Genomic DNA, 21,429 nt, shown 5'->3' on the forward strand with positions numbered 1-21,429 from the left:
TTTTTGTCTATATTCCTGCATACGGCACCAGGTAAAAACCGGTGCCGATTATTCGGTTATCTTGGTACCGCAGTACGGACAATACCGGGCTTCTTCCGGCAGCTCTTTGCCGCATTGAGAACACAAAGCCGGTTTGGGCATTAATTTCTCAATTTGTTGCCGCAGCTTTTGTATATCCTGCTCCACAGCCAGGGTGGACTGGCAAAGCCGCTCAATTTCCGGCACCAGTTCCTCTTCCCCTTTAAACTTGCGGTAGTAAAGCTCGCCCAGGGCTTCAATGTTATTTACCATTATTTTTTCTAACTTGTTGATTTCGTAACGCATTTTAGTAACTTCTAACAGCTCACCGGAACGTTTGGTAATTTCCCTGGCTTTTTCGCCAATATCCTTGGCTTTTTCACCGATGTTTTTAATAAATTCCATGTATCTTACCCCCTTTATTTTAAATCTATAATTACCGCACTTTCCTCACAGTTAGGGAACTGCGGGCAGTTAACACACTCCTTCCACACTTTGTGCGGCAGTTCTTCTTTATTGATCAGCCGGAAACCACAGCGGGCAAAAAAGGCCGGTTTATAAGTCAGGGCAAATACCCGGGGCAATTCTAACTCCCTGGCTTCTTGCAAAAAGGTTTCCACCAGCGCCCTGCCCAGGCCCCGGCCGGTATAGTCAGGCGCCACCGCCAGAGCCCGGATTTCAGCCAGATCATGCCACAACACATGCAGCGAACCGGCGGCCACCACTTTGCCGTCGGTTTCCACCACAGAAAACTCGCGAATCCCTTCATAAAGGGTTGTCCTGGCCCGGGCCAGCATCTGGCCCTGAGCAGCATAGTGGCTGATCAATTGATGTATTTGTTCAACATCTGAAATTTTTGCTTTTCTAATCTGCACTGTGACATCTCCTTGTTGTTTATTGCAAGCAGTATAGATACAAATATGGATTAAATTATTCGCCATTTATGCCAAAAAGACCTGCTGTTTTCAACAAATTTCTCTTTTTTGTGCTAACGAGTGAGGCCGGTTAATAGCGGTAAGTTTTTTGAAACCTTTTTACCAGCAGGGCTCCTGCGGCAAATCCGGCAATATGGGCCAAAAAAGCCACCGACTGGGTACCCGGCAAACTAAAGGCTTGATTTAAAATTTGCAGCAGAAACCAAAAGCCCAAGAAATAAAAAGCAGGTATCCGGATGATTTGGATAAAAATAAAAATAGGGATTAATGTAAGCACCCTGGCGTAAGGATAAAGAATAAAATAGCCTCCCAACACGCCGGCTATGGCTCCGCTGGCACCGATTAACGGCGAAGCGGAGGACGGGTCAGAAATAACATGGGCCAGGGTGGCAAGATAGCCGGTTATCAGGTAAAACAGCAAGAACCGTAACTTTCCCATACGATCTTCCACGTTGTCCCCAAAAATCCACAAATATAGCATATTGCCCAAAAAGTGCATCCAGCTGCCGTGCAAAAACATGGCGGTTGTCATAACAAACAGCTGGCTGCCCAAACCCATGTGGAACAGCTGCGCCGGGGTTACACCGAAAAACAGAATCAAATCATCCATATAGGGGCCCAGGGACAGTTCGTACAGCCAGGCCAGGGTATTAAGGCCGATAAGGAGCAAAGTAACCAAAGGAAAACTCCTTGAAGGAATATTGTCTTTAAGTGGAATCACGGCACTACCTCCGCTGTTTTTCTGTATTATACAATATTTTATCGCTTAACATGTTCATGTGTCACACAAATACCCGCAGCAACTGACTGCGGGCAGCGTGCAAAAACCTGTATGGGGCGGTTTAATCAACATCTGCGGAAGCGCAGCAAAAATTATGCCAGGGGGGTTTTCAGGCAAGGCCGGCGGGCAGGCAGCCGGTCGATGATTTTGGGCTGTACTTCCCGCCAGGACTCACCAAGGGGTTCTAAATATTGCTTGCCGAAGCGGTTAACTTCCTGCATAAAATCCTCCGGCCCCCCCTCTCCTGCTGCCAGCGTTTCAACATTTCTTCGGGCATCTTCAGCCAAAATTTTATAAACTATGCGGCCGCTGTCAGTCAGTACTTTAGCCAGGGCCTTAAGGCGCTTACCGTCCATATCTCCCACCAAAATCTTATGCACTTCTTCCCCCGGGGTTTGATAAATATAGATATCTTGTTCGGGCAGCCGCTGCATGGATTTACCTCCTGTTTATTAGTAACTGCCTGTGCTGCAGCTAATTATTAGTTTGCGCATATAAAACATTTTTTTGCATACACAGCGAACCGGCCCTAAATAATATAAGCCGGATTTTTGGCCGGGCGGGCAGCCAGTTCTTCTTTTTTGGCTTCGTAGCCCGGCCGGCCCAGCAAGGCGTAGGTGGCGTTTTTTCCTTCCTCCACACCGGGCTGGTCAAAGGCGTTAATGTGCAACAATTCCCCTGCAAAAGCAGTTTTGACTGCCAGCAGTTGAATCAGTTGGCCCACTGTGAAGGGGTTAATTTCCGGCAAGGTAATCGTAAAGCTCAGGCGTGCGGCCTTCATGAGGGCATATTCTGTGGCCAGCTGCTCGGCGGTGAGCAATTCCCCCAGGGTATGGCCGCCCAAGAAAGCCAGGCCGGAAACATGTTTAAACACCCGGGGTATATCTACCTCCGCCCGGAAACTGCCTGCCTTTAAAAATGTAACAACCTTGTCAAAGGGCCCTTCGGTATAAAGCTGCACCTGGGAATGCTGGTCGGTGGCACCCAGGGCCTTGACCGGCGTCTGCCCCGTAAACACCTCCTCGCCGCTCAAATTATAGCGCTTACCCAGGCTTTCTGCCCATAATTGGGCATACCAGTCAGCAAAATACTTTAAACTTTCGGCATAAGGCATCATGACAGAAATATTTTTGCCTCGCTGCATGGCTAAAAACTGCAACGCCGCCAGCAAATAAGCCGGGTTAGCAAACACGTCGGCCGTCCGGCAAAGTTGGTCCATATAGGCGGCCCCCGCCAGCAACTCTTCAATATCAATGCCACATACCGCCGCAGGCAGCAATCCCACCGGGGAAAGCTCGGAATACCGCCCCCCCACGCCGGACGGAATAATAAAGGTGGCATAACCCTCCGCCCGGGCAATTTTAATTAAGTTACCCCGCTCAGCGTCTGTGGTGGCAATAATATGGGCAGCATACCCGCTGCCCAGTTTTTGACGCAACATTTGATATACGATCATAAACTGGGCCATGGTTTCAGCAGTACTGCCGGATTTACTGATTACATTAAAAATAGTTTGGGCCGGGTCAATAATGTCAAACAGGGCGGCCACCCGCTCCGGATCTATATTATCCAACACATAAAACCTGGGCCCGCCACGCTTGTCCGGCGGCAGCTCGTTATAATGCAGGTGGTTAAGAGCGGTCTGTACCGCCAGCGGCCCCAGGGCGGAACCCCCGATTCCCAACACAACAAAGTTTTCGCAACGGCGGCGCACCTCCCGGGCGGTTTTGATTATTTGCCGCACTTCTGCCTCTTGCTGCCACGGCAAATCTCGCCACTGCATTTCGCCGGCGCTTCTTTTGGCCAGCATACGTTGATGGGCTGCCTGCAGCTGCCCCGCCAGGCTCTCAATGTCCTGCCGGGTAAAACCTTCTTGCGGCCCTACATAATCCGCCATCATATTGTTATAATCAATTTGCAGTTTCATTTGGGCCTGCCATTGGGGTTGCCGGTAGCGGGTCATAATCATCCTCCTCTGCAAAATGCTTGTCAGTATATTACCATATTATTCCTTTTAATACATACTAAATGCTAAATTAGTTTGCCCATTTTTTTGCCCTTGCCGTTGCCCGGTATTAAAAACTGTCCAAAAATGCCGAAATTTGTGTTAAAATATTAAAAAAATCTTACAGACAGAAAGTGGGTGATTTTACTTTGTCTTACAATTCAGATAATGAAGTTGATGCTATTTACACCATTTTAGAAACCATCGGTCCCCAGGTGGTATCTATGGTGGCCGGGGAAACCGGTGAAAATGTACATATCATGGGCAAGGGCGGCGTTATTATTGCCACCACCCAACCGGAAAGGCTGGGCACTGTACATGAAGGCGCCCGAAAACTGCTGGCCGGCGAAATTGATGAGGCATTCATTACCGAGGAAGACTGCCGGCACCTCAGCGGGGTTAAGCCCGGCTATACAGCTCCCATTGTGTTTAATAACCGGCGGATAGCCGGCCTGGGCATCTCCGGCGACCCGCACCGTACCAAACCCATGGCTCGCATTGGCATTCGGGTGGTGGAAGCCTGGATTGCCCGGGAAATGGCTAACCAAGCTGTCCGGCAAACCGTGCAGCAAGTGCATGCCCGGCTGCAGGAAGCCACAGCGGCCATTGAAGAAGTTTCTGCCTCAGCCCAACACCTGGTAAAAGGCAGCCAGGATCTGGCCCAAACGGCAGAACAGGCCAACCTGAAGGTAGAACAAGTTAACCGCATCCTGGAGGCCATTGAAGAAATCTCCACACGCAGCAACCTGCTGGGCTTAAATGCGGCCATCGAAGCAGCCCGGGCGGGTGAACAGGGCCGGGGCTTCGGCGTAGTGGCCACCGAAATTCGCAAGCTGGCAAACTCCAGCGCCAAATCGGTATCAGATACAGCCCAAATAATTGCTGAAATCAGGGAAATTTTTCAACAAATTGCCGGCGCAGTGCTGCAGCATGCTTCTTTAACAGAAAGCCAAACCGCCTCCCTGGAGGAACTGGCCGCCCAGCTGACAGACATATCCTTGCAAATGGATCAGCTGGCCGGCAACTTTGCTTAGGCAGTAACTCCCATACTGCGCAACAGACAACGGTTGGTCTGCACACTTTCCTGCGGTAACCCGCAGGAATCAGAGTGTCGACAAACATTAGCGGTGGTTTATGATCCCCTTTGGCTCCGGTCGCCGGCAGGGGATCATAAAACCACCTCGACTTTGTTTTGCAGCCTTTGTCTACAGTCTGTTTCCTGCGGTAAACCGCAGGATTTTTTTTGCTTAAATCAGGCACTGCTGTCACACATTTCCTGCACTAATCATAATTTGGTAACAAAAAGTAACTGCCCAATTGAATGGAGGTATGTGCTTTGTTCAGAGAAGAAAAACCGTCCGAGCAGCCGGTGGTTCAGGCTGCACCTATGAGCCCCGGCCAAAGCGGCATGCTTTATCCCGGGCCGGGCATGATGCCCAATTACCCCGCTATGCCCGGCGGCCAAGCCGGCTATTGCCCTTATCCCGGCTGGCAACTGGCACAGGTTTATATTCCCATCCAACCCTGCGGGGATGCTCAGTTTGATCTGAGAAAAGCCCTGGAAGCAGGCACCCTGTACCCTTCTTTATACCAACCCTATCCTCGTTAACAAACGGAGGTGAATACTGTGGAAGCACAGGCAATGGCCCAATATCAACTGCTCATGCAAATTATGCAACTGGAATTTGCTGCCCTGGAACTTAACCTCTTCCTGGACACTCACCCGGATTGCCAGGAATCCCTGGCCCAGTTTAATAAAATTCATCAGGAGTTAATGCAGTGCAAGCGCACTTACGAACAAACCTACGGTCCCCTCTGCAATTTTGGTTTTTCACCCAATGCGGGTAATTACTGGCAGTGGATCAATTCGCCCTGGCCCTGGGAAATTAAATACTAAGCGAAAGGATTTGTGAGTATGTGGGTATATGAAAAGAAATTGCAAATACCGGTTCGGGTATGCGGCCCCAATCCCCGTTTGGCCTCATTTATAATTACGCAGTACGGCGGCCCGGAAGGTGAGCTGGGTGCTTCTCTCAGGTACTTAAACATGCGTTACAGCATGCCCACCAACAAGGCCAAAGGCGTTCTTACCGATATTGGTACGGAAGAACTGGCCCATATGGAAATTGTAGCCACTCTGGTGCATAAACTCTTGGAAGGTGCCTCGGTGGATCAAATTAAAGCTGCCGGCTGGGGTTCGCACTATGCTGACCACGGCAAAGCCCTGTGGTGGGAAAATGCTGCAGGGGTACCCTGGATCGCCGCTTATGTTTCCGCCACCGGTGATCCGGCAGCCGATCTGCAGGAAAACCTGGCTGCCGAAGCAAAGGCCCGGGCGGTCTACGAAAACCTCATCCGCCTGTCCGACGACCCGGAAGCAACCAATGTTTTGCGCTGGCTGCGGGAAAGAGAAATAGTACACTTCCAGCGCTTTGGCGAAACCCTGATGGATATTCAAGAGTACATGAAGCAAAAGAAATTTTACTAATTTTTAGATAAATTTAATCCATATGCCCTGCGGGGCGGTTTGGTCCGCCGGCCAACGCCGGATCTTAACCGCCCCGTACCTGTTTTAAACCGCCTGATATAGTCTTTTTATATTAACTTACATAAGCCCCCTGCTGTTTGGAATAATACATTTGAGGAAGGGGGTGAAAGATTTGCCTGTTAATAAAAAATGGATTGTTATATTTTGCCTTCTTATGGCCGCCATGTTAGCCGCCGGCTGCACTGCCGCCCGCAAACCGGAAGCCACCAACCGCAACCCGGTGGCCCGGGAAAATAAGCAAGCCCGGATGCTGGCTCAAGAAGCTGCCAAAGTAGAAGGCGTGAAAAGCGCCTATGTGGTGGTTTCCGGCAACATGGCTGTGGTGGGGCTTAATATCGACAAAAACATGGAAGCAGCCCAAACCGACCGCATAAAATCCGAGGTTGGGCAGCGCCTGAAAAATGCAGACCGGCAAATTAACGATGTGCGTGTCTCCACCGATGCTGATACGGTAACCCGCATAAGAAACATTTCCGAAGGCATCCGCCAGGGCAGGCCGGTAACAGACTTCACCAAGCAGCTGGACGAAATTGTGCGCCGCATGACGCCCACCAAAGAATAAATTTTACAATCCCTTGATTTTTATCAAGGGATTACAGAGTGTAGGCAAAGGTTGTAAAACAAAGTGAGGTGGTTTTATGATCCCCTGTCGGCGACTTGTCGAAGCACCGGTCACAGCACTTGATGAGCGAAAGGAGCCATTGGGGTGGCGCCCACAGGACGTGGGCGCCAGCCGAACCGGGCCAGGATGGCCCGTTTGAGGCGACCCCAAGGGCGAACGGAGCGAATCATAGTGCTGTCGGTGCGTAGACCGGAGCCAAAGGGGATCATAAACCACAGTTAATGTTTGTCGACACTCTGCAATCCCTTGATTTTTATCAAGGGATTAATACTTTGTGACATTTGGCGGTAAAAATTATCCTTGATTTTTGCTTATTAATACAGTATTACAGTATTAGACCTTTTATTATTTAACTGCCGGAGGGTGGCCGTTGATGAAAATAACCATAATCGGAGCAGGTAAAGTGGGCTTTGAAACAGCTAAACGTTTATGCGAAGAAGGCCACGACATTCTGGTGGTGGACAAGGATGAAAGCAAGCTGGCCAGGGTAGATGAGCAGCTGGACGTCATGATTTTACGGGGCAACGGCGCCACCGCCCAGGTACTGCGGCATCCCCATGTGGTGGACAGCGAACTGCTGCTGGCTGTCACAGACAGTGATGAAGTCAATATCATCGCAGGCATGACGGGCAAAAAACTGGGCATTAAAAAATCCATTGTCCGGGTGCGCGACCCGCACTACGCCATGGACTCATCCTTTTCCCGGGAAGACTTGGGCCTGGACTTGATTATTAACCCGGAACTGGCAGCCGCCAGGGAAATTGTTCGTATGCTAACTATGGCTTTGCCGGTGCATACTGAGCCCTTTGGCCAGGGCAAGGTGCAAATGGCTGACATTACAGTAGATGAAGGCATGGTGCTGTTTGTTAACAAACGGATTAAGGATTTAGACATGCCCCCTTCCTGCTTGATTGTAGCTATTTCCCGCCGGGGCGATATGATCGTACCCGGCGGCATGGATTTTATTCTACCCGGTGACACCCTATACATCCTGGGTTTGCCCAGCAGTATCGATACCCTGGTATCAAAGGTTAAAAAACGCCGTCAAAAAAGAATTCATACCGTAATCATTTTGGGGGGCGGCCGTTTGGCTTATTACCTGGCCGATAAACTTTGTTCGCTGGGCATGTCGGTAAAAGTTATTGAGCAAAACTATGCCCGCTGCCAGGAACTGGCGGAGCGTTTACCTAACGCCCTGATCTTAAACGGGGACGGGACCGACGTTGACCTGCTCAAGCGGGAAGGTATTGAAGAAACCGACGGTTTTGTGGCGGTGACCGGTCTGGATGAAGAAAACCTGCTGATTTCTTTGCTGGCCAAGCAAATGGGCGCTAAAATGGTGGTGGCCAAAGTCAGCCGGGCCAGTTATGCGCCCATTGTGGAGAGTTTAGGTGTGGATGCCGCCGTCAGTCCCCGTTTAATTACCGCCAGCGAAATAGTTCGTTTTATCCAGGGGGGGCGCTTGTTATCGCTGTTTATGTTGTTAAACGGCAAGGCCGAGGTGGTGGAATTAATTGTCCCGGCGGCCAGCCGTGTAGTGGGTAAACCCCTGGCTAAATGCGGTTTGCCCAAAAACGTTATTGTGGGAGCTATTTTGCGGGAAGACCGGGCAATAATCCCGGAAGGAACAGAAAAAATACTGGCGGAAGACCGGATTGTTGTTTTTGCCCTGGGGCATACATTAAACACCATTGAGAAGCTGTTTGATGCAGGAGGAAAATAGTTTTGCATATCCAACTGGTATTAAAAACTCTGGGACTGGTTTTGCTGTTTGAAGCAGCAGCCATGGTCCCTAGTCTTTTTATAAGTATTTTTTATCAAGAAGCCGGCACATTTTCCTTTTTGGTCGGCATAACAGCCGCCGGCTTAGCGGGATGCGGTTTGTATCTGGTGCCGGTTAAACATAAAAACGTGGGTTATCGCGAAGGGTTTGCCATTGCCACCTTCAGCTGGCTGCTGCTGGCGCTTTTTGGCGCCATACCCTTTGCGGTGGCGGGAGCTGTACCCGGCTATATTGATGCGGTTTTTGAAACCATGTCAGGTTTCACCACTACCGGTGCTTCGGTTATCCCTAACGTGGAAATTCTGCCAAAAAGTATTTTATTCTGGCGCAGTCTGACCCACTGGCTGGGCGGTATGGGCATTATTGTTTTGACACTGGCCCTGATTCCTTCTTTAAACATTGCCGGTATGCAATTGTTTAAAGCCGAAGTACCCGGGCCGACCAAAAGCAAGGTACTGCCCCGCATCGCTCAAACCTCCCGGCAGTTGTATAAAGTATACGTTTTTATTACGCTGATCCAGGTGGCGGCCCTCAAACTGGCCGGTCTTTCCTGGTTTGATTCTTTTATCCACACCTTCGGGTCGGTGGCCACCGGAGGTTTTTCCAACTACAATGCCAGTGTCGGACACTTCCAGAGTCTTGCGGTGGAAACCATTATTATCTTTTTTATGGTTCTCTCAGGCATAAACTTTGCTCTGCATTATTATTGGATGCGGGGTGACTGCCGGCCCCTCTGGCAGGATTACGAAACACGTCTTTTTTTAACCCTGATACTCTGCAGTACCGCCGTCATTAGTGTTAATTTATTTATCGTGACCGGCCACAGCCCCGCCCAGGCTGTCCGGGAAGCGCTGTTTACGGTATGCTCCCTTATTACGACCACCGGTTATGCTACGGCGGATTACGATCAATGGCCCGCTTTAAGCAAGTTTATCCTGTTGTTTCTCATGTTTGTGGGCGGCTGCGCCGGTTCCACCGGCGGCGGCCTTAAAGTGGGGCGCCTGTTAATCTTGACCAAGGCATTCTCCCGCCAGTTAATGCGTTTAATTCATCCCAAGGCGGTTATTCCGGTACGCATCGGGCAGGATGTCGTTGCCCAGGAAGTGGTGGAATCTGCCCACGTCTTTTTTACTCTGTATATGATGTTGTTTGCCCTGGGTACTGCCGTTCTGGCCGCACTGGGACTTGACCTGGTTTCTGCCGCTTCCGCCGCTGCGGCCAACCTGGGTAACGTGGGGCCGGGTCTTGGTCTGGTGGGACCCATGTTTAACTATGCCGACCTGCCGGATCTGGGCAAAATGACGCTGACTTTCCTGATGTTAGTGGGCAGGCTGGAAATTTATACGGTTTTGCTGGTCTTTAGTGTAAAATTTTGGCGTTAGCAGGCAAAAATATAAACCAAAGTTGCGTAACCCAACCGGAAAAAGTCAGCCGGCACGCACCAACCTTTTCCCGCAAGCAAAGCAAAACTTGATTTGCAAATCAAGTTGTTTTCTGCTTTAATATTGTTGACACCATGAAACAGGTTTTATGGAAGGAGTAAGTAAAGTGAATTTTCCCACCCTAACCATCGGACGGTTTTCCCCCAAGTACCCGATTATTCAAGGCGGTATGGCTGTCAGGGTTTCCACTGCTCCGCTGGCCGGAGCCGTAGCTGCCGCCGGCGGTATTGGCGTGATTGGCGCCACCGGCATGGAAGAAGATGAGCTGCGCCAGGAGATTCGTGCCGCCCGCAACATTGCGCCCAAAGGAATTATCGGCATCAACATTATGTACGCAGCCAGAGAATTTGCTAACATTGTCCGCACAGCCATAGAAGAAAAAATTGACATTATTTTCACCGGCGCCGGCTTTTCCCGGGATATATTTACCTGGGGCAAAGAGTCTGACACCCCCATTGTATCTATTGTTTCTTCCGCTAAGGTAGCTAAATTAGCAGAGAAATTGGGAGCTGCCGCAGTGGTGGCGGAAGGTACCGAAGCCGGCGGTCACCTGGGCACCGACCGTTCTGTTAAGGAAATATTCCCGGAAATAAAACAAGCGGTAAAAATTCCGGTCATTGCAGCCGGTGGTATCGTCGATGGTAAGGGAATAGCCGAAATGATCCGTCTGGGCGCCGATGGCGTGCAAATGGCCACTCGTTTTGTGATGAGCGTGGAATGCGCTGTATCGGAAGCCTTTAAAAAGTTGTATCTCAACTCTACCGCTGAGGATGTGGTAAAAATTCTCAGTCCGGTGGGTTTGCCCGGCCGGGCCTTGAAAAACAGTTTGGTTTCCCGCATATTCAGCGGTAATGCGCCGGAGCCGCAAAATTGTGTGGGCTGCCTAAAGCACTGTTCTCAATCTTTTTGCATCATGGAAGCATTGATGAACAGCCGTAACGGCAACATCAAAGACGGGCTGGTGTTCTGCGGCCAGAATGTGCACCGCATTAAAGATATTTTGCCGGTTAAGGAAATTTTTGACCGGCTAATCAAAGAGTTTCGCGACGCTTAGGCAAAGATTGGATTGATTTTTGGCTAATTTAAGTGTTATACTTAAATTACCTCTAAGTTTCACAACGTCAACGGTAACTATCTCCTCCCGAAAATTATATCGGTGTCAGGATATTGGTAGTTGGTTGGCACCGGAAATTTAGGGAGTTTAATTATTCGGGGGAGATAGGTTTGGCATTTTCCGACAGAACTTTGACTTGCCGTGATTGTGGAGCAGAATTCGTATTTACCGTTCGTGAGCAAGAGTTTTTTGCTGAAAAGGGTTTTCAAAACGACCCTTCCCGCTGTCCTTCCTGCCGGGCTGCCCGCAAACAGCGGATGCAAGGCAGCGGCGGCGGTTATAACCAGCGGCAAATGTACGAAGCAGTGTGTGATGAGTGCGGCTGTACAACACAGGTTCCTTTTCAACCCAGCGGCACTAAGCCGGTTTACTGCCGTGACTGCTTTGCTCGGGTAAAACAATACCGTTAGTCATAAAAATCCGGGTGTTATAAACACCCGGTTATTTTTTTAAGGCTTAGCCCTCCGCTTTTATAATCGCAGCTCCTGTTGGCTAATGTGTCTGGCTATCCTGCCGCCCCGGACAGCCTCTTCATAATCAAATTCGTCCGCAAAATTTTCTCCGGTTAAAAATTCCACAGACACCCCGCAGGTATCCGCAATTAGGTTAAGGGCATCCCAGTCTGGGTAGAATAAGCCCTTTTCCAGTTTTTCCACCCATTTGGAGGTTTCTCCTATCTTAAACGCCAGCATTTTCTGGGTAAAATTTTGCCCGCTTCTTTTTGCTCTGTACTCGCGGGCCCTTTTCACTTTGAGGCCTAATTCTTTTGCACTGTACACTGCTGATGCCTCCTTTATAAATTCCTTAGCCTTATTATTTGTTTAAGTTTCACTGGTATGAGTGGTAATTTTTCCGCATCGTTGTATTCATTTATTGGGTCTTAATAAGAAATTTTCCAGAACCGGTTATGGAATCCTGATAACATAACATATGATATAGCAAAGCAAAGGATAAAGGAGGCAATTATATGCGCCGACATAAAACCATTACCATCAGTATCCCGGAAGATTTAATTGAATACTTGGATAAAAAGATTGCCCAAATTAATCGCAGTTCCTATGAAGAAACCAACCGCAGCCAGTACATCCGTTTGCTTATTAAAAAAGATATGGCTTCCCTGGCCGGCGGCAAAACTTCCACCCCTGAAGGAACAGAGGATTTGGCGCTGTCAGAGTTAGATTACTATAATTCGCTGCTTGACCTGGGCGGTTATCGCAGGTAAACAAATACCCCCTTGTTCACCACTTGCACCAGGTGCTGTCACTGTATAACGGCAGCTGACAGTTGCAGGCAGGGAATATAAAATCACCATGCCGCCAACAAACCCGTACCACTTTACAGATGATACGGGTTTGTTTTGTTTTAATAAAAGCAAGTTATTGAATTTCTAAACTGCTTATTTCACCGTTATCAAGTTTAATAACTACATCCTCTCCTTCAAAATCCGAGAGATCATCCGCATCTATATCATCCCCGTCTTCGTCTTCAAGCTCTACGTCATCAGCAAAATACAGCTTGTGATCACCGTTATCCTGCCGCAGGATAATATAACTGCCGCGGGCATCTTTTAATTCACCTTCTACAGTAATATCTTCGTCGTCAGTAATTTCTATTTTTTCAACCTCGTTGTCTTCTAAAGAAATTTTTACTACAGATCCAATAAGAATGTCTTCCAAATCAAGATCGTCATCGTCATCTTTTTCCACGATTACATTACTTGCCAGATCATATGTTTTGCTGGTACCGCTTCTTTTAATAGTTATTTCATCGTCGTCCATATCCAGTTTTGTAATCGTTCCCGTGTAATTGCCATTATTGCCGGATTCATCTGATATGGCAATAATAATCACTTCATCTTCATCGTTGTTAATTACTAATCTTACATAGTCACCTTCATTAATATCATCAAACTCTTTACTGCTACCATCTTCATAAACATCCACCTGACTTGATACATCATATGTTTCTTCATCACCGTCATCTTTCTCTATGGTAATACTCCAGTTACCAGAAACATCCAGTTCGGTAACTTCACCCTCCAAAACTTCGTAGTCCATCACATCTATCCTGCTCACATCATCGCTGCTGTTAAGCTTGAGCTTTACATAATATCCTGTTCTAATATCTTCAAAATCAATACTGCCACCATCTTTATAAACATCAACACTGCTTGCTACATTAAAGGTCTTTTTTGTACCGTCGGTTTGTTCAATCCTAATGCTCCAGGAACCGGTGTTATCAACCTCCAGCACTTCTCCTGCCAAACCGGAAGTAGATGACGCATACTCAGAAAGTTGAATAACACTTGCTTTATTTTGGCTATTCAGTTCAATAGCAACAGCATCTCCATCATCAATATCCGACAGGTTTATAGAACTACCGACCTTATCCTTTACCTTATAACCACTGGCCAGTTCAATTGTAAGCTCATAATCGTCACCGTCTTCAATGGTAATATTGGTTGAACCAACACTTACAACCTCACCAAACAGCTTCTTCGGTTCGTTTAACGGCACGACAGCAGTCACTGTATTGCCTGTTTTGGTCAGAGCTACCCTTTGACCTCGGACCAACTGGTAGAAGGTACCGCTGACAGCAGACTTGTTAATTTCCTCACTGGTACCGTCATCATAACGAACCGTAAAATAATCCAGATACACGTTGATAACATAACCACGGCTTTCATTGCCGGCAGGCAAACTGCTTAATAAGTAAATTTCTGTTATATTGCCGTTGGTTACCTTGATTTCCGCCCGGGCGCCTACGGTAAGGGCGGTCAAATCCCTGGCCTGGCCGTACTGACTGATTTTTACCGATGACGCCAGGGGCCAGCTTGTAAGGCTGCCGCCATCCGGCTGGAAGGACAAGGTGGGCTGGCCGCCCGCCGCAAGCCCCCGGATGGTACCTGTATAGCCGGTGGTGACAGACACACTGCTGCCCGCATCATTACCGGCGCTGAAGGCCAGATACGCTATTTTCCCGGCCGTATCCAAAACCACTTTTACATATTCCCCTGCTTTAAAATCACCAAGCTGGCATCGCTTGCCCGCCCGGTATAACAGTGCTTCGTTGGCCATGCTCCAAGTATAGTTTTGGCCGCCCTTGCTGACGGTTATTTTTTTGCCTGTGGCATCCACAGCCGTCAGCCGGGCAATAAAATATCTGTCAGGCTGCGGGTTTATCTTGCCGTTTTCAACCAACCGGGCAATAATGGCCGCCATTTCCGCCCGGGTTACATTGGCATTGGGATCAAAGGTATTGTCGGTACGGCCGGCCATAATGCCGTGCTTGACAGCAGCTGCCACATAGGGCTGAAAACCTGCGGGAATGGCCCCTTTATCCTTAAAATCCAACTGATAGCCGTCTGCCGAGAGTTTCAGGGCATTGGCAAACAATACGGCAATCTCCGCCCGGGAAGCCGGCTTTTTGGGCTGAATGCTGGGAATACCTGTTTTAGATATATAACCTTTATCCGCCGCAAAAGCCACATTGCGCTGGGCCCAGGCAGGAAAACCGGCCGGAAAGTTGTATCCCCCTTGGGACATGCCGTAGCTGTCAGCTTCTTTGCGGTGGCCCAGTGCGCGGTTAAGAAAAATGATGGCCTCAACTTGGGTCACCGAATCCTTGGGCGCAAAAATACCGTTGCCCCGTCCCCCCACCAGTTCGGCAGCACTGCATTCAGCCACTGCCTGTTCCCACCACTTGCCGGAAGTATCTTTAAACAGGTAAGGGGAAGCCGCCCAGGCGGGTGCCAAGATGCCCAGGACAAGCACCAGAGTAATCATCAAACGCCAAATTTTGATCAACATCAATACCCCCCTTGGGTTGAACCAGTCGGATGCCCGCTTGGGGCAACAGGTATCCGACTGGGCCAACAATTTAAATATGCTTTTCCTATGCTTATTTCGGTGCAGAACCCACAATTCCTGTCCCAAATGGAAATTAAATGGTATAGGCAGAGATAAATAGGAATTTAAGCTGCCATGTCGAACTGATATTTATGGAAATAATATGCTCGGGGTATATAATCCAAGGAGGTAAACTATGCATTACGACTTTAAAGAAGCCTTCAACCGCATCGGTCAGCAGCTGGATGAACTAACCAACGAAAGAATTGCAAAGCTGCAGCGGTTAAGTGAGGAAGGTAAAATTGATTTTGCCCAACTGGCCAATGAAACCTTAAACGAAATGATTAACAGCAACATCCGGGTAACCGTTAAAGTTCTTGAGGAATACCACCAAAAACTGATGCGGCATCTGGCCGAAAAAGGTTTGTAAACGCCTCGGCCGGCCGCTTTAGCAGTTTTGAACCGGCAATAAACTAACAGAAGCCGCCAGGGCTGATGCAATATCCGGGTAGCTAAAAGGGATTTGCATTTCCAACAGTTTCTTTGGCCTTACTCTTTGTCCCTGCAGCAACAGCTCCCAAGCCATGTCTCCGAAAAGCAGGCCGGCTACCCAGGCAGGCAGCCGGGTCCGGCAAGTTTTACCCAAAACCCGTGCCAGGTGCCGGTGCATCTCAGCCACTGTCACTGCCTGTGGACTGCAAAGGTTAAAAGCCCCCTGAAAGCGCTCATCCGCTAAGGCCAGCGTCATAATACGCACCAGGTCAATCAGCTGAATCCAGGATACCCACTGTTTGCCGTCGCCGATATAGCCACCCAGCCCCCAGCGGTAGGGCATTATAATTTTTTCTAACACCCCTCCGCCGGCACCCAGGACAATACCAAAACGGCAGCGGGCCACCCGTACCCCTAAATCCTCAGCGGCTCCGGCCTCCTGCTCCCAGGCGCGGCAAACAGCGGCCAGAAAACCTTCCCCCGGCGGGCTTGTTTCATCGAATACATTACTGGCATGGCAGCCGTAATAACCCACCGCCGAAGCATTCAGCAGCACTCGCGGATAAGGCCGGCCGGCTGCTCGATTCCTTATCATGCTTTGCACTATTTGGCGGGTTACCTGCAGCCGGCTGGATAAAATCAGGTCCTTTACCCGTTTGTTCCAACGTCCGGCGGCAATATTATAACCGGCCAGGTTTACCACTGCGTCAACCCGGCTGATCAGATCCGCCGGCAAAAGTTGGCCCTGCTCAGGCATCTTGACAAAACTGACCTCTTGCTGCGCCGGCATTGCACGATGCACACATAAGATGACCCGGTGGTTATGTTTAACAAGTTCCTTCACCAGGGCGTTTCCCACAAACCCTGTGCCCCCGGTTATTAAAACCTCCATGGCCCGCTCCCCCTTCGCTCAGGCGGATTACAAAAAAGGAACCGCAATTTGTGCAGTTCCTTTTGTCTGGAGCCGACGATGGGACTTGAACCCACGACCTGCTGATTACGAATCAGCTGCTCTACCGGCTGAGCTACGTCGGCCTGGCAAATGCCACAAGTGAAATTGTCTGTTGCATCCATTGCTATAAAGGAGTTTTACCGCAACGGTAAAACTCCTTTGTTTGGAGCTGCTAACCGGGATTGAACCGGTGACCTTATCCTTACCAAGGATACGCTCTACCTACTGAGCTATAGCAGCATATATGGTGGGCGATGACGGGATCGAACCGCCGACATCCTGCTTGTAAGGCAGGCGCTCTCCCAGCTGAGCTAATCGCCCGTTGACAAGAAATATCTTAGCAGAAATAAAGCCAAGAGTCAATTGCCAAAAATATTTCAATTATCCTTTAAAGTTTGTTACAAAAACTACAGGATCAATTAAACATTGACCCTGTAAAAATTGGCGGAGCTGACGGGAGTCGAACCCGCGATCTCCTGCGTGACAGGCAGGCATGTTAGGCCTCTACACCACAGCTCCCGGTATAATGGTGGGCGATGACGGGATCGAACCGCCGACATCCTGCTTGTAAGGCAGGCGCTCTCCCAGCTGAGCTAATCGCCCACAGCGACTGACAAGAAGTATATTATCAAATTATTTTCTTTAAGTCAACATGTTTGTCTAAGGTTTTGCATTTTAATTTAGTGTTGATATTAACTTTTGCTTAATGGCAATCAAGCAAATTGACAAAATATTTTTGTTTTTTCAAAAGGGTTTTGGCCCGCTTTACAGAAGTTGTTATGGGGTGATAAATATGGGCAAATTGTTGCTTATTTTGGCGGTTATCGGCATTATAATTTTATCCAGGTGGTCCAAGCGCAGCAAATGGGACGATGAGTAATGCCTGTCACTTATTCCGGACGTCGGTGATTAACAGGTTGCCTTCCTTATCCCTGTGCAGCGTATAAACCCGCACCTCAAACTCTGTCATGTTATCCTCCCACCACAGAGGTAATTTTGCTTCCACCTTTGCTCCGGTATCGGTTAATTCGATCACTGCCAGTTCCTTGCTGTAAAGCAGGGGTGTTGATCCTTCCGTGTAAAATCCAATATAACGGCCGTTTCGTGACCCGGCTGTCCAGAGGCTTTCAATCAGCTGCCGGGACCAGTGCCGCCCCAATAAATTGATTAGATCATCTTTGGTAACCAGTTGCGGCGAGGGAGCAATATTATGTTGGGTCAGAAAGCCCTGGTTGTTATAATACTCAGCCCGCATCATTTGCCGGTCGGCAGCCAGCAAATGGCGAATCACACCTTCCCCGGTCAACTGTGGTTTGCTGAATAACACCAACCGGTCTGAACCGTCGGGACGGGGGTTTTGCAGGTCTAACAATTCAACCAGGTCTTGTGCGCTGAGAAAAGTTTTGCCCATAATCACTTGCGGAGCAGCCGCTAAGCTTTTTTCCTTACCGTTAACCGTTAAGCCGGGCTCCCACAGGCGGATTTCAATTTGCTGATGTTTTTTTTGAGCTAAAACTATACCCGTTTCCCAATCGCCCGTCAGGGTATAACCTAACTCTTCAAATACCGGCCTGATGGGAAGCATCAGGCGACCCTCAATGATAACAGGCTCCCCGCCGGCTAACAGCTTGCCGTCCAACTCCGGGGCCGTAGCCGCATAAACCGGTAGCAAAGGGTATGACAGCATAACCAAAAGCAGCAGCAGAAACTTTTTGTGCATAAAATCACCTCACTAAATATTGCTCTGAGGTAAATTTTATGCACATTTATTTCCATTTATTACCATTTAATATATATATATTTGTCTAAAAAACAAACCGGTTACCGGCCGGTTTGATAAGGTATATTTTCCAGCTGCAAAAGTTTTTCTTTCCAGGTCAGGCCGTAGCTAAAGCCTCCTAATCTCCCGTCAGCAGCCAGCACCCGGTGACAGGGCACCACCGGCGGCCAGGGGTTGGCCGCCACAGCTCCCCCCACCGCTCTGGCCCCTTTGGGGCAGCCGATACGCCGGGCAATCTCACCATAACTGACGGTTTGGCCGTAAGGAATCTCTTTAACTTCCTTTAATACCCGTTGCTGAAAAGCAGTTAACCCGGACCAAAAAAGCGGCAGATCGAAGACAACCCGCTGCCCGGCAAAATAGTTGGCCAGGGCTTGTGCCAGCCGCTGCCAGGGTTCATTGGCCGCCGCTTCAGCTGCCTGTGTTATGGCAGCTTCACTTAATTTTAAATAACCGGCCAGGGTTGTTACCGCCTGCTGCGGGTTGTCATGGGGCAGGGTAACTCCGGCCAGCAGGCCCTCCTGCCAGGCTGCCGCCGACCAACCCCAACCGGTTTGTATTAATTGAAGGTTCATGCTGTATCCCCCGTCTCAATAGCAGAGTTAGCAGTTATTGCCTCTTGTCGCTGGGAGTTAATAAAGATGTACAGCCCTATAAGAATCATAAAGCCTCCGGCCAATTGCAAAAAACCGGGTACTTCGTTAAAAATGAAGTACGCCAGCACGGTGGCCCCCACCGGTTCACCCAGGGTACTGACGGATACCACAGCCGCTTTAACATACTTGAGGGCCCAGTTAAAAAGGGAATGCCCGCAAATGGTGGGAACAACGGCCAAGCAAACAAACCACAGCCAGGTCATAGCCGGGTAAGGGTAAAAAGAGGTGCCGCTTACCAGGTTTAAAGCAACCAAGACCAGGGCGGCTGCTCCGTATACCAAAAAAGTGTAGGGCAACAGTGCCATGCGGACCCTTAAATGACGGCCAATTAAAACATAGCCGGCCACAAAAACCGCCCCCGCAAAGGCCAGCAGGTCGCCCCAAAGGGCCCCGCCGCCCAACCGCAAATCATGCAGGCCTATCAATACAGTACCTGCCAGGGCCACAGCCGCTCCCAGCAGACCTGCCTTGCCGATACCTTCCCGGTAAAGCAGGTACCCGCCGCTGATAACAAAAAGCGGCTGCATGGCCACTAAAACTGTAGAACTGGCTACAGAGGTGTAATGCAGCGAGGTGATCCACACCGCAAAGTGCAAAGCCAGCAATACCCCGGCCAAACAGGCCAAGGCAAGGTCAGCCCGGCTGATCCGCCGCAATTCCCGGCGGCCGCTGAAATATGTGGGAACCGCCAGCAGCAATACGGTAAATCCCAGCCGATAGGCGGCAATAATCAGCGGCGGGGCTTCCGCCAGCTTGGTAAAAATACTGGAAAAACCTGCCGCCAGAACGCCCAGCAGCACTACCAGATAGGGATTAATAAGCGGCTGTCCCGTCCCCCGCATTGCAGCACCGCCTTCCTAAATTTACTTAAAACCAACTAAATTTAGTCTGTTCTGCAAAGGCCCCCGGTTTCCTGCCGCCATCCGGCCTATTTGCAAAACAGCGCCTGCCTCTCAGACCGGAAGTCTATACCGGTGCCTGCTTTGTTTGGTTTGCCTTAAGGCCCGTTCTGACCGGCCGGCTGCCTTGCGGTGGCAGCGGTTATTTTGTCAATAGCTGCACCGGCCAGATAAGCCACCTGCCGTATCGCCAGGCCGCCGTCTTCATACATCTCCACCTCGCTCCGGTCATCCAGCAGCCGGTTCAGCTCCGTGAGGGCTGAGCGGGCAGACGAGCCCAGCTGTCCCAGAGCCCAAGCGGCATAACCCCGCACCTCCGCTGCGGGGTGAGTTAGCGAGTTGATTAATAAAGGTATAAACTCCTGCACCAGATCCGGTCGCCGCTGGCCAATCCTGCCCAGCGCCCAGGCAATGCCCCGGTGAAAAATTTCTTCTGCCGCAGCATTAACAACAATCGGCACAAATTCGCCAAACAAATCCGGCCGGCGATAAATAATCTCCCCCACCGCCTCCGGGGCACTCCAGTTTGAGTTGCCGGATTCGTCATTCATAGACCAGAGCAGCCGCCGGATAATTTCCCGCACGCTTTCCGGCTCCTTAAGGGCCAGTGCTTCGGCAACCCGCCCGAGACCCTCAATGGCCTGCCACCGCCGGAGACCGTACGGATGGTAAAAACAGCGAAACAAATATTTAACGGCAGCCCGGTTTTGTACCGCCAGGTCAGCTAATTCTTCGTGTTGATGCCGGCTTAACAGTTTTTCTGTTGCTTCCCGCAGACCCATTGCTTTCACCTCGTTAACAGACTGGTAAAAACATTGTATCACAAATGTGGTACTAAGTTATAAACCAGGGCTAACCAACCTCATACAAATAGATTAAAAGCACCATTTGCGGGGTGCCGCAAACCTGCGCTAAATTTATTAAAGGGAATCCTAAAACCACCCGGCCTTTGTTTGTTGCTGCCTTTACAGTCAGAACAGAGGAGATTGCCTCCTCTGTTCCAAAATGCTAAGCCATCGGGGTTCCCTGTGCATAATCATCAGTGGGATCATAACCGTAGAGCCGTTCTTGCCCGGTTTTCCGGGTTATTTGTCTGGCAATTCTGGCTGCTTCCTGTCGGTTAATCCGCCCTGTCTGTTTCTTCACACAGAAACCTCCTTTGTTTCAGGCTTATGCTTATTTTGTCCCGTCTCAAGGGGATCATACATGCCGCTGAAAGGCCGCAAAAGCGGCCTCAGGATGTAAACAAAGGTTGTAAGATAAAGCGAGGTGGTTTTATGATCCCCTGTCGGCGACTTGTCGAAGCACCGGCCACAGCACTTGATGAGCGAAAGGAGCCATTGGGGTGGCGCCCTCAGGAAGTGGGCGCCAGCCGAACCGGGCCAGGATGGCCCGTTTGAGGCGACCCCAAGGGCGACCGGAGCGAATCATAGTGCTGTCGGTGCGTAGACCGGAGCCAAAGGGGATCATAAACCACCGGTAATGTTTGCCTACACTCTGCCGCAAAAGCGGCCTTTGTTTGAAAACCGTGTTGGCAAACGCATTTAATATTTT

The 21,429-nt window shown here is 49.8% G+C and carries 26 protein-coding genes, 5 tRNA genes and 1 pseudogene; 12 read left to right on the forward strand and 20 right to left on the reverse strand.

Features of this window, described 5'->3' with window-relative positions; all coding sequences use genetic code 11:
- Window positions 1-48: 48 nt before the first annotated feature.
- From DESHY_RS06275 to DESHY_RS06295, 5 genes are all read right to left on the reverse strand, one after another.
- Entirely contained in the window at window positions 49-423 is a 375-nt protein-coding gene (locus DESHY_RS06275; protein ID WP_008411301.1) for a zinc ribbon domain-containing protein, read from the reverse strand.
- 14 nt (window positions 424-437) lie between these two features.
- A complete protein-coding gene (locus DESHY_RS06280) occupies window positions 438-893 on the reverse strand; it encodes an N-acetyltransferase (protein WP_048817933.1) in 456 nt (151 codons plus the stop codon).
- Between the two features lie 130 nt (window positions 894-1,023).
- Window positions 1,024-1,674 (reverse strand): rhomboid family intramembrane serine protease, encoded by a 651-nt coding sequence (locus DESHY_RS06285; RefSeq protein WP_008411305.1) that lies wholly within the window; start codon window positions 1,672-1,674, stop codon window positions 1,024-1,026.
- A 152-nt stretch (window positions 1,675-1,826) separates the two neighbouring features.
- Window positions 1,827-2,168: a hypothetical protein gene (locus DESHY_RS06290; protein ID WP_008411306.1), complete on the reverse strand. Its 342-nt coding sequence runs from the start codon at window positions 2,166-2,168 to the stop codon at window positions 1,827-1,829.
- A gap of 95 nt (window positions 2,169-2,263) precedes the next feature.
- The gene (locus tag DESHY_RS06295) at window positions 2,264-3,697 is read right to left on the reverse strand and encodes a glucose-6-phosphate isomerase (RefSeq protein ID WP_008411308.1); all 1,434 of its coding nucleotides are present in this window, start codon (window positions 3,695-3,697) and stop codon (window positions 2,264-2,266) included.
- 257 nt (window positions 3,698-3,954) lie between these two features.
- Between DESHY_RS06295 and DESHY_RS14930 the strand changes: the two are divergent.
- The 6 genes and pseudogenes from DESHY_RS14930 to DESHY_RS06320 form a co-directional block, all read left to right on the forward strand.
- A pseudogene (locus DESHY_RS14930) lies at window positions 3,955-4,305 on the forward strand (sugar diacid recognition domain-containing protein); the annotation flags it as partial.
- Window positions 4,306-4,311: 6 nt separating this feature from the next.
- Window positions 4,312-4,773, forward strand: coding sequence for a methyl-accepting chemotaxis protein (locus DESHY_RS14935; protein ID WP_476580438.1), 462 nt, complete (start codon window positions 4,312-4,314; stop codon window positions 4,771-4,773).
- A 302-nt stretch (window positions 4,774-5,075) separates the two neighbouring features.
- A complete protein-coding gene (locus DESHY_RS06305; protein WP_008411310.1) occupies window positions 5,076-5,348 on the forward strand; it encodes a spore coat associated protein CotJA in 273 nt (90 codons plus the stop codon).
- Window positions 5,349-5,381: 33 nt separating this feature from the next.
- Entirely contained in the window at window positions 5,382-5,636 is a 255-nt protein-coding gene (locus DESHY_RS06310) for a spore coat protein CotJB (RefSeq protein ID WP_048817949.1), read from the forward strand.
- 18 nt (window positions 5,637-5,654) lie between these two features.
- Window positions 5,655-6,227: a manganese catalase family protein gene (locus DESHY_RS06315; RefSeq protein WP_008411313.1), complete on the forward strand. Its 573-nt coding sequence runs from the start codon at window positions 5,655-5,657 to the stop codon at window positions 6,225-6,227.
- Window positions 6,228-6,390: 163 nt separating this feature from the next.
- Window positions 6,391-6,849, forward strand: a complete 459-nt coding sequence (locus DESHY_RS06320; RefSeq protein WP_235695528.1) for a YhcN/YlaJ family sporulation lipoprotein — start codon at window positions 6,391-6,393, stop codon at window positions 6,847-6,849.
- Between the two features lie 110 nt (window positions 6,850-6,959).
- Here the strand turns inward: DESHY_RS06320 and DESHY_RS14230 are convergent, their stop codons facing one another.
- Entirely contained in the window at window positions 6,960-7,118 is a 159-nt protein-coding gene (locus tag DESHY_RS14230; protein WP_162829796.1) for a hypothetical protein, read from the reverse strand.
- A 164-nt stretch (window positions 7,119-7,282) separates the two neighbouring features.
- On the opposite strand from DESHY_RS14230, the gene trkA reads away from it, so the two are divergent.
- The 4 genes from trkA (at window position 7,283) to DESHY_RS06340 (ending at window position 11,658) form a co-directional block, all read left to right on the forward strand.
- A complete protein-coding gene (gene trkA / locus DESHY_RS06325) occupies window positions 7,283-8,632 on the forward strand; it encodes a Trk system potassium transporter TrkA (RefSeq protein ID WP_008411316.1) in 1,350 nt (449 codons plus the stop codon).
- A gap of 2 nt (window positions 8,633-8,634) precedes the next feature.
- Complete coding sequence (locus tag DESHY_RS06330) at window positions 8,635-10,074, forward strand: TrkH family potassium uptake protein (protein ID WP_008411319.1); 1,440 nt, start codon at window positions 8,635-8,637, stop codon at window positions 10,072-10,074.
- A 166-nt stretch (window positions 10,075-10,240) separates the two neighbouring features.
- Window positions 10,241-11,188 carry an NAD(P)H-dependent flavin oxidoreductase gene (locus tag DESHY_RS06335; protein ID WP_008411321.1) on the forward strand — a complete coding sequence of 316 codons (948 nt, stop codon included), beginning with the start codon at window positions 10,241-10,243 and terminating at the stop codon, window positions 11,186-11,188.
- A gap of 170 nt (window positions 11,189-11,358) precedes the next feature.
- Window positions 11,359-11,658 (forward strand): zinc-ribbon domain containing protein, encoded by a 300-nt coding sequence (locus DESHY_RS06340; RefSeq protein ID WP_008411323.1) that lies wholly within the window; start codon window positions 11,359-11,361, stop codon window positions 11,656-11,658.
- Window positions 11,659-11,718: 60 nt separating this feature from the next.
- Here the strand turns inward: DESHY_RS06340 and DESHY_RS06345 are convergent, their stop codons facing one another.
- Window positions 11,719-12,027: a helix-turn-helix domain-containing protein gene (locus tag DESHY_RS06345; protein WP_008411324.1), complete on the reverse strand. Its 309-nt coding sequence runs from the start codon at window positions 12,025-12,027 to the stop codon at window positions 11,719-11,721.
- 188 nt (window positions 12,028-12,215) lie between these two features.
- Between DESHY_RS06345 and DESHY_RS06350 the strand changes: the two genes are divergently transcribed.
- Window positions 12,216-12,470, forward strand: a complete 255-nt coding sequence (locus DESHY_RS06350) for a ribbon-helix-helix domain-containing protein (protein WP_008411326.1) — start codon at window positions 12,216-12,218, stop codon at window positions 12,468-12,470.
- Between the two features lie 154 nt (window positions 12,471-12,624).
- On the opposite strand, the gene DESHY_RS06355 is transcribed toward DESHY_RS06350, so the two are convergent.
- Window positions 12,625-15,057: an S-layer homology domain-containing protein gene (locus DESHY_RS06355; RefSeq protein ID WP_008411328.1), complete on the reverse strand. Its 2,433-nt coding sequence runs from the start codon at window positions 15,055-15,057 to the stop codon at window positions 12,625-12,627.
- A 235-nt stretch (window positions 15,058-15,292) separates the two neighbouring features.
- Here DESHY_RS06355 and DESHY_RS06360 point away from each other — a divergent pair, with 235 nt between their 5' ends.
- Window positions 15,293-15,526: a hypothetical protein gene (locus tag DESHY_RS06360; RefSeq protein WP_008411330.1), complete on the forward strand. Its 234-nt coding sequence runs from the start codon at window positions 15,293-15,295 to the stop codon at window positions 15,524-15,526.
- Window positions 15,527-15,544: 18 nt separating this feature from the next.
- On the opposite strand, the gene DESHY_RS06365 is transcribed toward DESHY_RS06360, so the two are convergent.
- The 12 genes from DESHY_RS06365 to DESHY_RS13580 form a co-directional block, all read right to left on the reverse strand.
- A complete protein-coding gene (locus DESHY_RS06365) occupies window positions 15,545-16,480 on the reverse strand; it encodes a TIGR01777 family oxidoreductase (protein WP_008411332.1) in 936 nt (311 codons plus the stop codon).
- 67 nt (window positions 16,481-16,547) lie between these two features.
- A tRNA-Thr gene (locus DESHY_RS06370) sits at window positions 16,548-16,623 on the reverse strand.
- Window positions 16,624-16,704: 81 nt separating this feature from the next.
- A tRNA-Thr gene (locus DESHY_RS06375) sits at window positions 16,705-16,780 on the reverse strand.
- Between the two features lie 5 nt (window positions 16,781-16,785).
- A tRNA-Val gene (locus DESHY_RS06380) sits at window positions 16,786-16,861 on the reverse strand.
- Between the two features lie 121 nt (window positions 16,862-16,982).
- Window positions 16,983-17,059 (reverse strand) — tRNA-Asp (locus DESHY_RS06385).
- An 8-nt stretch (window positions 17,060-17,067) separates the two neighbouring features.
- A tRNA-Val gene (locus DESHY_RS06390) sits at window positions 17,068-17,143 on the reverse strand.
- A 283-nt stretch (window positions 17,144-17,426) separates the two neighbouring features.
- The gene (locus tag DESHY_RS06395) at window positions 17,427-18,260 is read right to left on the reverse strand and encodes a copper amine oxidase N-terminal domain-containing protein (RefSeq protein WP_008411336.1); all 834 of its coding nucleotides are present in this window, start codon (window positions 18,258-18,260) and stop codon (window positions 17,427-17,429) included.
- A 101-nt stretch (window positions 18,261-18,361) separates the two neighbouring features.
- Window positions 18,362-18,895: a methylated-DNA--[protein]-cysteine S-methyltransferase gene (locus DESHY_RS06400; RefSeq protein WP_008411337.1), complete on the reverse strand. Its 534-nt coding sequence runs from the start codon at window positions 18,893-18,895 to the stop codon at window positions 18,362-18,364.
- Window positions 18,892-19,818 (reverse strand): DMT family transporter, encoded by a 927-nt coding sequence (locus tag DESHY_RS06405; protein ID WP_008411339.1) that lies wholly within the window; start codon window positions 19,816-19,818, stop codon window positions 18,892-18,894. Before DESHY_RS06405 ends, DESHY_RS06400 begins: the two co-directional genes overlap by 4 nt.
- A gap of 155 nt (window positions 19,819-19,973) precedes the next feature.
- Complete coding sequence (locus tag DESHY_RS06410; RefSeq protein ID WP_008411341.1) at window positions 19,974-20,657, reverse strand: DVU0298 family protein; 684 nt, start codon at window positions 20,655-20,657, stop codon at window positions 19,974-19,976.
- 226 nt (window positions 20,658-20,883) lie between these two features.
- Window positions 20,884-21,021 carry a hypothetical protein gene (locus DESHY_RS14005; RefSeq protein ID WP_160162481.1) on the reverse strand — a complete coding sequence of 46 codons (138 nt, stop codon included), beginning with the start codon at window positions 21,019-21,021 and terminating at the stop codon, window positions 20,884-20,886.
- Window positions 21,022-21,150: 129 nt separating this feature from the next.
- Window positions 21,151-21,345, reverse strand: a complete 195-nt coding sequence (locus tag DESHY_RS13580; protein WP_082210472.1) for a hypothetical protein — start codon at window positions 21,343-21,345, stop codon at window positions 21,151-21,153.
- Between the last annotated feature and the right edge of the window lie 84 nt (window positions 21,346-21,429).

It is taken from the genome of Desulforamulus hydrothermalis Lam5 = DSM 18033, assembly GCF_000315365.1.
GTDB classification, from domain to species: Bacteria; Bacillota; Desulfotomaculia; order Desulfotomaculales; family Desulfotomaculaceae; genus Desulfotomaculum; species Desulfotomaculum hydrothermale.